The sequence below is a fragment of the Mycobacterium sp. genome, assembly GCF_040509115.1.
In the GTDB taxonomy this organism is placed as follows: Bacteria; Actinomycetota; Actinomycetes; order Mycobacteriales; family Mycobacteriaceae; genus Mycobacterium.
The window spans coordinates 1-9,078 of sequence record NZ_JBEVLO010000147.1 but is presented as its reverse complement, the minus strand read 5'-3'; the positions used below and the strand labels follow the sequence as shown (position 1 = coordinate 9,078).

Genomic DNA, 9,078 nt, shown 5'->3' with positions numbered 1-9,078 from the left:
GCTCACCTTCGTGGTGATCGTGACGATGCTGCTCCTGGTGTACCGCTCGATCGTCACCGTGCTCGCCGTCCTGCTGACGGTGGTGCTCGAACTGGCCGTGGCCCGCGGCGTGGTGGCCTTCCTGGGCTACCACCACGTCATCGAACTGTCCACCTTCGCGGTGAACCTGTTGACACTGTTGGCAATTGCCGCCGCCACCGACTACGCGATCTTCCTCGTCGGCCGATACCACGAAGCGCGCAACTCGGGCGACGACCGCGAAGACGCCTTCTACGTGATGTATCACGGCACCGCCCACGTCATCATGGGATCCGGGATGACGATCGCCGGCGCCACCCTCTGCCTGCACTTCACCCGACTGCCCTACTTCCAGACCCTCGGAATCCCGCTCGCCATCGGCATGTTCGTCGTGACGATGTCGGCGTTGACACTGGCACCGGCGTTGCTGACCATTGCGTCGCGGTTCGGCTTGCTCGACCCCAAGCGCAAGACCCAGACCCGCGGGTGGCGCCGAATCGGGACGGCCGTGGTGCGCTGGCCCGTACCCATCCTGCTGGCGTCCACGGCGATCACCCTGGTCGGCCTGGTCGCGCTGCCGTCGTACAAGACCAGCTACGACGACAAGAAGTACCTGCCGGCCGACGTCGAGGCCAACATTGGCTACGGCGTTGCGGCGAAACACTTCCCACAGTCGCGGCTCAACCCCGAGGTGCTGATGCTGGTGGCCGACCACGACCTGCGCAACTCCACCGACATGCTGATCGTCAACAAGGTCGCCAAGGACGTCTTCCATCTACCCGGCATCGCCAGGGTGCAGACGATCACCCGACCGTTGGGCACCCCGATCGACGGCACCTCCATCCCGTACATCGTTGGCCAGCAGGGAGTCAACCAGAAGCTCGGCCAGTCCTACTCGCAAGACCGGACCGCCGACCTGCTGACGCAGGCCGCCGACATCAACAACCAGATCAACATCCTGCGCCGACAGCTGCAGTTGCAGACCGAAAGTGCTGCCGCCCAACAGGAACAAGCCGACTCCTTGAAGCAGACGGTGGCCGTCACCAACGAACTGCGGGACAAGATCGCGAACTTCGACGACTTCTTCCGCCCCATCCGCAGCTACTTCTACTGGGAACCGCACTGCTACGACATCCCCGTCTGCTACACGCTGCGGTCGGTCTTCGACGCGATCGACGGGATCAGCGAACTGACCGACCTTCTCGGGGAGACCACGGTCAGCCTCGACAAGATCAACGCGCTGCAACCCCAACTGCTGGCGTTGATCCCCCCGCAGATCGCCAGCCAGGAAACCAACCGCGATCAGATCCTGGCCAACTACGCCACACAGCACGGGCAGCAGAGCCTGCAAGACCGACAGCAGTCCGACCCCAACGCCATCGGGCGAGCCTTCGACGACTCCAAGATCGACGACACGTTCTATCTGCCGCCCGAAGTGTTCGACAACCCCGACTTCAAAAGAGGCCTCAAACAATTCGTCTCTCCCGACGGCAAGGCCGTGCGCTTCATCATCTCCCACCAGGGCGACCCCGCGACGCCGGAGGGAATCTCCCACGTCGAGGAGATCAAGAACGCCGCGTTCGAGGCGATCAAGGGAACGCCCCTGGAGACCTCCAAGATCTACCTCGGCGGGACCGCGGCAACCTACAAGGACATGCGCGACGGCTCCAACTACGACCTGATCATCGCCGCCATCTCGGCGCTCTGCCTCATCTTCGTCATCATGCTGATCATCACCCGAGCGGCGGTCGCCGCGCTGGTGATCGTCGGCACCGTGGCATTGTCGCTGGCCGCGTCATTCGGATTGTCAGTCCTGTTGTGGCAACACGTGATCGGCCTCGAACTGCACTGGATGGTCCTGGCCATGTCGGTGATCATCCTGCTGGCGGTGGGATCGGACTACAACCTGCTACTGGTGTCGAGGTTCAAGGAGGAACGCGATGCCGGGCTGAAAACCGGCATCATCCGGGCGATCGCGGGCAGCGGCAGCGTGGTGACCTCGGCCGGTTTGGTGTTCGCATTCACGATGATGTCGTTCGCCATCAGCGACCTGAAGGTGATGGCTCAGGTCGGCACCACCATCGGCCTCGGTCTCCTCGTCGACACCCTGGTGATCCGATCCTTCCTGACCCCGTCGATCGCGGCGCTGATGGGCCGATGGTTCTGGTGGCCGCAAAACGTCCGGACCCGACCCGCCCGCCCGCCCCGCCCGTTGGCACCGGCCGCAGCGGGTGGACGCCACGGTTTCCGGGACGCCGACGACGGGCGCGAATCTCCGTGAGCGCGTCCTCTGGGGTGCTCAGCGGCGCAGTGCCGCCAATTCCGAGCGTGAGCGTACGCCGAGCTTCGCATACACACGCGTCAGGTGGTACTGCACCGTCTTCGCGGACACGAACAGCTCCGCGGCCACTTCCCGGTTCGAAAGCCCCTGGGCGACAAGCGCAGTAACGGATTCTTCCTGTGGAGTGAGGACGACGCCAGCACGCTCGCCGCGGATCTGGTGCAGGCCACCCGCCTTCATTTCGCGATCGCAGCGCGCTACGTAAGTGGATGCACCCAGCGCCACGAATAGCTCACGGGCCGTGCTGATCACCGCGTCGGCCTGACGTCGCTTGCCCGCACGACGCAGCGTCTGCCCGTAGGCGAAGTTGACCCGCGCGGTGTCGTAACGCAGGGGCAGTCCATCGAGCAGCTCGAGCGACGCCTCGAAAGACCTTCGCGCTTCGTGGATGTCGCCGAGTGCGCCATGCCACCGGCCGCGGGCATAGCCGAGGCGGGCCTGCGCGGATCGGTGGCCGCGGGTCTTCGCGCGCTGTTCGTGGGGCCGAAGGAACGCGTCGGCCTCATCCAGTCGGCCGTCCAGCACCAGTGCGTTGGCCAGAAGATCGGGCCACGGCCAGTAACCGGGTTCCTGCAGTGAGGTTCCGGCGGCCAACCGCCTCAACGGTTCGGCGAGCTGGCGGACCTTGGCGTAATCAGCCTCCGCTTCGGCGATCTGCGCCCGCGCCAGTACGGTGGGGATGACCATCATCTCGTAGTCTCCGGTGTTCGCCGACGCCGCGCCGACCGCCGCTGCGGCCGCGGCCCAGTCACCTCTCAGAGCCGCGATCTGTGCCGCGGTCCACTCGAACATCGGTGTGGTCAGGACGATCCCACTCGTCGTCGCAAGCGCACGCCCCTGCTCGACGGTACTCATCGCGCGGTCCCACTCGCCGGTGACGAACTGCACCCTGGCCAACCAGGCCAACGCCCACAGTGTGATTCGCCGCGACCCACCGAGGCCGGCCGCTGCCACCGCGCTCTCCAGACTCGCACGTGCCCCGTCGACGTCGTCGCGGATGAACTGGACCCAGCCGCGCCCCATCACGACGCGCTGGGCCTGGGCACCGTGTCGGACGCGCGTGCCGAGGTCGTCGTAGGCGGCGGCCGCGCGGCGGGGATGACCGGCTGCCAGCAGTCCCAAGCCGCGGATCGCCGCGGACTCGATGCCCGCGGGGGAGTTGCTGTCCGCCAGGCTCAGTGCACGGTCGGCCCAGGTGACCAATTCGTCGCCACGGCACCGGATCAGCGAGTGCAGGACGTAGCGTTGCGCCACCAGTGCCGCCGTGTCCGGGTCGCGCTCGGCGTTGACGATGTCCCACGCGCGTGCCAATCGCACCTCGGCCTCCGCCGTGCGGCCACGAAGGATGGCGAGGTAGGCCAAAACCGCATTCCGCAGCGGTGTCTCGCGCAGACTCTCCACCGCGGGGACCTTGGCCGCGGCCGCCACGCAGTCACCCGCGGCGATCAGCGCATCGACGGAGCGTGTGAGGCGCTCGTCGTGCTGGAGCGGATCAGCGGTCAGCCTCGCGGAGTCGCGAAACAGGGTGGCAGCCTGCGCCCAGGCGCCCTCGGCGCCACGGTCGGACGCCAAGCGGGCCACGTCGTCGGCCAACGTCGAATCCGGGGTCGGCGTCGCTGCCACCAGGTGGCTGAGCCGCTCGACCTCGTCGGTGACGACGCAGGCCGCTCGCCGGTGCGCCTCGGCCGTCGCCTCGATGCCCATGAGATCGATGACCGCGACCTCGGTCGAGGGGTCGCACAGCAGCGGCTCGAACGGTGTCGGAGCGATCAGAAGGCCAGCGGCCGTTGCCGAATCGAGGGCAGGCAGCGGGTCGTTCAATCCGGCCAGCACGGCGGCGTCGGCGAGGGTGCCGTGCGCGCCGAGGATCGCCACGGCCTCGACCAGCGCGCGGCCGCCGGGTGTGCAGCTGGCCATTCGGTCCCTGGTCCGTTCGCGGACGTGGCGGGTGGCGGGCAGGATCGCGTCGGGTTGTGACCAGACGGCCTCGGGGACCTCCTCGAGAAGTGCGAGAACGTCGCGAGGATTACCCGCGGTGTGCTGGGTGAGCGCGCTGACCACCGACGGATGCAGGGCTCGGCCGCGCGCGGCGGCGAGTGCGCTGACGGCCTGCCCCGACAGTCCGGTCAGGTTCAGCCGCTCGGCGGCTAGGTCGTGCGACCAGGAAGATGGCGTCGCCATTGCGAGCACCACCAGGACCGCCAGCTCGCGCTGATGCCGAACCAGCGTCGAAAGCGATTGAAGCGACTCGGTATCGGCATGTTCGGCGTCGTCGATGATCAGCAGCACGGGCTCGCTCGTTCGCAGCCGGTCGACGAGGTGGGCGGCCGCGTCCAGGGGATCGTCGGGCACCTCGTCCTGCAGGAGTTGGGCGAGCACCCCGCCGGGCAGCTCGGACTCCCACGGTGTGGCGCGGGCCCACATCGCATCGGCGTGCTGGGCCGTCAGCGCGCGAAGCAGCGCGGTCTTGCCCATGCCAGGGGCGCCGACGACCGCCACCACCCCGACCCCGTCGCTGGCGGTGCTGCGGAGGCGGTCGGCGAGGTCGGACAGTTCCGCGTCACGCCCGATGCAACCGGTGGGCCCGATGAGCACCGTCACATCGTAGTGGCGAGCCGCTCGTCCTCGTGGTCGCTCGACACGGTTGGTGATGGCCTGTTTCGTGGCACGAACGCCGTCACCATCGCCCCGAACACCGCGAGGGCGGCGAAGATCACGAAGGCCAGGGAGCCGCCGAGGCCTGCTCCGATGAGTAGTCCCCCCACGACCGGTCCGACGATGCCGCCGAGCCTGCCGAAGCCCGCGCACCATGCGACGCCTGCCGCGCGCGCCCTGGTGGGGTAGTAGCCGGACACCAGCCCGTAGATGAGCACCTGGGTGCCGATGGTGCCCACACCGGCAATTGCCACGGCCATCAAGAGGACGGCCAGCGGAAGTTGGAGGGTGAGCAGTGCCAGCATCGCGGCGGCGAGCAGGAAGGTGGTGACGATGACCCGTTGCGCACCGCCGATCCGGTCGGCGGCGTAGGACGCGATCAGCCCGCCGACGATCGCGCCGAGATTGAGCACCAGCAGGAAGGTGAGCGAGTACGTCTTGTCAAATCCATTGACCCGCATGATTTGTGGAAGCCACGTGTTGAGTCCGTAGGTGAGCAGCAGGCCGACGAAGCTCATCGTGCCCAGCAGCGCGGTGGGCAGTGCCAGGGGCCGCCGGGCCAACGCGGCGAAACCCGCCCGACCGCCTTCGGTGTCGGCGTTCGACAGCGTCACTCCAGTGCGGCCCGCCAGCTCGGCCGCCCGCGAGTGGTGGCCTCGCGCGGCCAACCACTGGGGAGACTCCGGCAGCTTCCACACCGCAAGCGGCAGGAGGACGAAGAGGGGAAGGGCGCCGAAGGCGAACAACAGCCGCCAACCGTCGCCATCGGCGAACAGCAGGGCAACCACGGCGGCCAGCACGCCCCCGGCGGGCACGCCACTGTAGACGACCGCATTGAGGCGATTGCGCCGATGGGGTTCCGCGAATTCGGCCACCAGTGCGCCTACCGTCGCGACGAGTGCGCCGACGCCGATTCCGGTCAGGAAGCGGAACGCGCCGAAGGTGGTGATCGACTGGGCCGTCGCGGTGAGCCCCATGCCGATCGAGAACCACGCGAGGTTGACCAGAATGATCTTTCGGCGGCCGATCAGGTCACCGATCGCACCTGCGCACAGGGCTCCCACCATGACGCCGATCAAGGCGTAGCTGCCCAGCGCACCCGCCTGCTGGGGAGATACCGCGCCGAGTTGGCTGGAGTCGGCCAGGAGCGTGGGGACGACAGTGCCGTAGACCACGAGGTCGTAGCCGTCGAAGATCAGCGCGGCAGTGGACAGGCCGACCACCCAGGCGAGGGTGCGGCGACGTCGATCATCCAGCATGAGGGGACTCCAGTTTCATTGTGGGGGTGGGATGTTCAGCCGGCGTCGCCACCGGCGACGGGGAGTACGGTGCCGGTGATGTAGGTGGCCTCGTCGGAGGCCAGGAAGCAGATGGCCGCCGCCTGCTCGTCGAGGGTGCCGTAGCGCTTCATCAACGACGAGTCGATGGTCTGGTCGATGTGGGCGTCGAACCACGCGCGCTCCGTGTCGTTGCGCTGCTCGGGGGTTCCGCGCGAGATCCGTCGCACCGGGGCGGCGGTTCCGCCCGGCGCGGTGGCGACGACGCGAATGCCGTCGGATGCGTATTCCATGGCGAGTGACGCCGTGATGGCGTTGATGCCCCCCTTGGCTGCCGAGTAGGGAATGCGATGGATGCCCTTGGTCGCGGCCGACGACACGTTGACGATGACGCCGCTCCCGCGCTCGACCATGGCAGGCAGGGCGGCCCGACACGCATACAGCGTCGTCATCAGGGACCTGTCGATCTCGGCCCGAATCTCGGTGTCGGTGAACTCCGTGAACGGCTTGAAGTTGATCGCCCCGCCGACGTTGTTGATCAGGACGTCGATCCGGCCGAATGCCGAAAGGGCCTGTTGGGAAAGTGAATCAGCCCCTTCCCAATGCTCGAGGTCGGCGGTGACGGCCAGCGCCCTCGCACCGTGGGTGCTCAATTCGTCGGCGAGCTCCTTGATCAGCTCGGAGCGATCGGCGAGCACGAGGGTCCCGCCTTCAGCGCTGATCCGGCGCGCGGTCTGCTCGCCGATGCCCTGGGCCGCACCCGTGACCACCACGACCTTCCCGGCGAAACGGCCGGGCGTGACGAACTTCGGTCGTCGCGCGGTGGCGGAGTCGGACATGGCGCGGCGCATGGTCTGCTTGGAGCGCTCGGCGTGCGCGGTGATCAGTGCCCTGGCGGCGTCGCGATCACCTGACGCGAAGGCATCCACGATGTCGACGTGGTCCTGCGCGCACAACGGATGGCACCATGTCGCGTTGCGCAGAACCTCGCTCATCCGGCCCTTGACGCCGAGGGCTTGATACGCCTGCAGCAGGTGATCGTTGCGCGTCAGGGTGAACAGATAGTCGTGGAACGCGGCGTTGGTCTCCGTGTACTGCGCCGCGTCGACGAAGTGGTCGTCCTGCACGTAGGGCATGGTGGACTCGGCCAGCAGCCGGTATCCGGCGAGCTGCTGCGAGGTGAGCCGCCCCAGCGTCAGTTCGAGCGCCCCGAGCTCGAGGGCCTGGCGCGCCTCGAACAGCGCGTCGGAGGCGTGGACCTCGGGGTGTTCCTCGCCGATCTGGTATCCGTCGTCGGTCACGAGGGAATGAACGGGTGAGGTGGGTTCGATCGTGGCAGTGGATGTTTCGTCGACCCCGAAGACTTCTTGCCCGGCGAGGAGCCGCGCGCCAGTGCCGATCAACGCACCGTCGTCGGGATCCAAGGCGGCGGGCTCGCCCGAGCCCGGGTAGGAGGGTGCGAGCTGTTGGCCTGCAATCGATCTGATGGCCTGGTGGTCGTCGGGAACGGTCGCCGTTCCGTCCTGCGCGGGCAGATCAAGGCGGGCAAGGACGACGTGGCCCGCGACGGCACGGGCATCCTCGGCGACCAGAAGCGGTGGCTCGGCCGAGGTGGTGGCCTGCGGCGACTGGATCGGCTGGCCGGCAGGGGAGGCGTTGGCAAGCGCGAACTTCTCATAGTAGAAGCCCGTCGGCTCGATGCCTGCTCCGGTGACGTGGGTGCGCACTGCCTCGACCATGGGCGGCGGTCCGCACAGATAGATCGCGACGTCACCGTCGTTGAGGTGCGCGGGCGTGATGAGGCTGGGGACGTAGCCCTTGTGCTCGGCGGTGGAGTTCGGGTCCGATACGCAGTGGTCCCAGGTGAATTCGGGAAGGGCGGAGCCAATTTCCGCGATGTCGTCGAGCGCCACCAGATCCTCGTCGGTACTGACCCCGTAGATCAGGTGGACCCTGCGTTGGGTCGACCCCGTACGCATGGTGCGGAGCATCGACAGCACCGGTGCGAGACCGGTGCCGCCGGCCAGCAGCACGACGGGACGGTCTGCCTCCCTGAGGAAGAACGACCCGTTGGGCCCGGTGAACTCGATGGTGTCGCCGAGGGCAGCACGCTGGTCGAGGTACTCCGACATCGCACCGCCGGGGGTGAGTTTCACCAGGAACGTGAGCAACTCGTCGCCGGGAGCGTTCGAGAACGAGTAGGAGCGAGTCTGGTCGGTGCCCGGCACCGCGATGTTCACGTACTGGCCCGGCAGAAACGCCAATTCGGAGCGGTTCGGGATTTCGACGCCGATGGCCACCGTGGTCGACGACAGCCGATCGAGGGCGACCAACGTCCCGGTGTACTTCGCGGCTTGGGTTTTCGCGACGTCGGAGGTGCTGGCGATCTGCAGGACGAGATCCGAGCGTGGCTTCATGCTGCACGGCAGGACGTATCCCGCGGCTGCCTCGTCGGTGGGTAACGCGTCTTCGAGATAGGTCCCACCGTCGAAGGAACCCGATTCGCACAGGGCCTTGCACGTGCCGCAGGCGCCGTCTCGGCAATCCAGGGGGATGTTGATCCGCTGGCGGTACGAGGCGTCGGCGACGGTCTGGTCGTCCCTGCAGTTGATGAATCTGGTCACGCCGTCCTCGAAGGACAGTGCGATGGAATATGTTTCGCTGGTCGTGGCGGTCATGGCTGGCCCCTAGAAGTGGTAGACGTCCACCACGTGGTGGATGTAGTCGTTCTTGAGCACGACGGTCTTGCGCCGGATCAAGGGCTGCTCGCCGCTGAAGTCGATGGTG

Annotated in this window: 4 protein-coding genes and 1 pseudogene; 1 reads left to right on the top strand and 4 read right to left on the bottom strand. The window is 67.3% G+C overall.

The genetic code is table 11. The features are described from left to right. Window positions 1-2,299: MMPL/RND family transporter (locus ABW137_RS11100; protein ID WP_526399798.1), on the top strand; the 2,299-nt coding region annotated here is incomplete at its 5' end. Window positions 2,300-2,317: 18 nt separating this feature from the next. Here ABW137_RS11100 and ABW137_RS11095 read toward each other — a convergent pair. The 4 genes and pseudogenes from ABW137_RS11095 to ABW137_RS11080 all read right to left on the bottom strand — a co-directional run. Further along, the gene (locus ABW137_RS11095) at window positions 2,318-4,948 is read right to left on the bottom strand and encodes a helix-turn-helix transcriptional regulator (protein ID WP_526399800.1); all 2,631 of its coding nucleotides are present in this window, start codon (window positions 4,946-4,948) and stop codon (window positions 2,318-2,320) included. An 8-nt stretch (window positions 4,949-4,956) separates the two neighbouring features. Further along, window positions 4,957-6,273: an MFS transporter gene (locus ABW137_RS11090; protein ID WP_526399796.1), complete on the bottom strand. Its 1,317-nt coding sequence runs from the start codon at window positions 6,271-6,273 to the stop codon at window positions 4,957-4,959. Between the two features lie 35 nt (window positions 6,274-6,308). After that, complete coding sequence (gene benC / locus ABW137_RS11085; RefSeq protein WP_526399795.1) at window positions 6,309-8,969, bottom strand: benzoate 1,2-dioxygenase electron transfer component BenC; 2,661 nt, start codon at window positions 8,967-8,969, stop codon at window positions 6,309-6,311. 9 nt (window positions 8,970-8,978) lie between these two features. Continuing rightward, window positions 8,979-9,078: pseudogene (locus ABW137_RS11080) on the bottom strand (benzoate 1,2-dioxygenase small subunit); the annotation flags it as partial.

Excerpts from the sequence above, each read along its gene's own strand:
- benC (WP_526399795.1), bottom strand. The coding sequence starts at position 8,969 with ATGACCGCCACGACCAGCGAAACATATTCCATCGCACTGTCCTTCGAG.
- ABW137_RS11090 (WP_526399796.1), bottom strand. The coding sequence starts at position 6,273 with ATGCTGGATGATCGACGTCGCCGCACCCTCGCCTGGGTGGTCGGCCTG.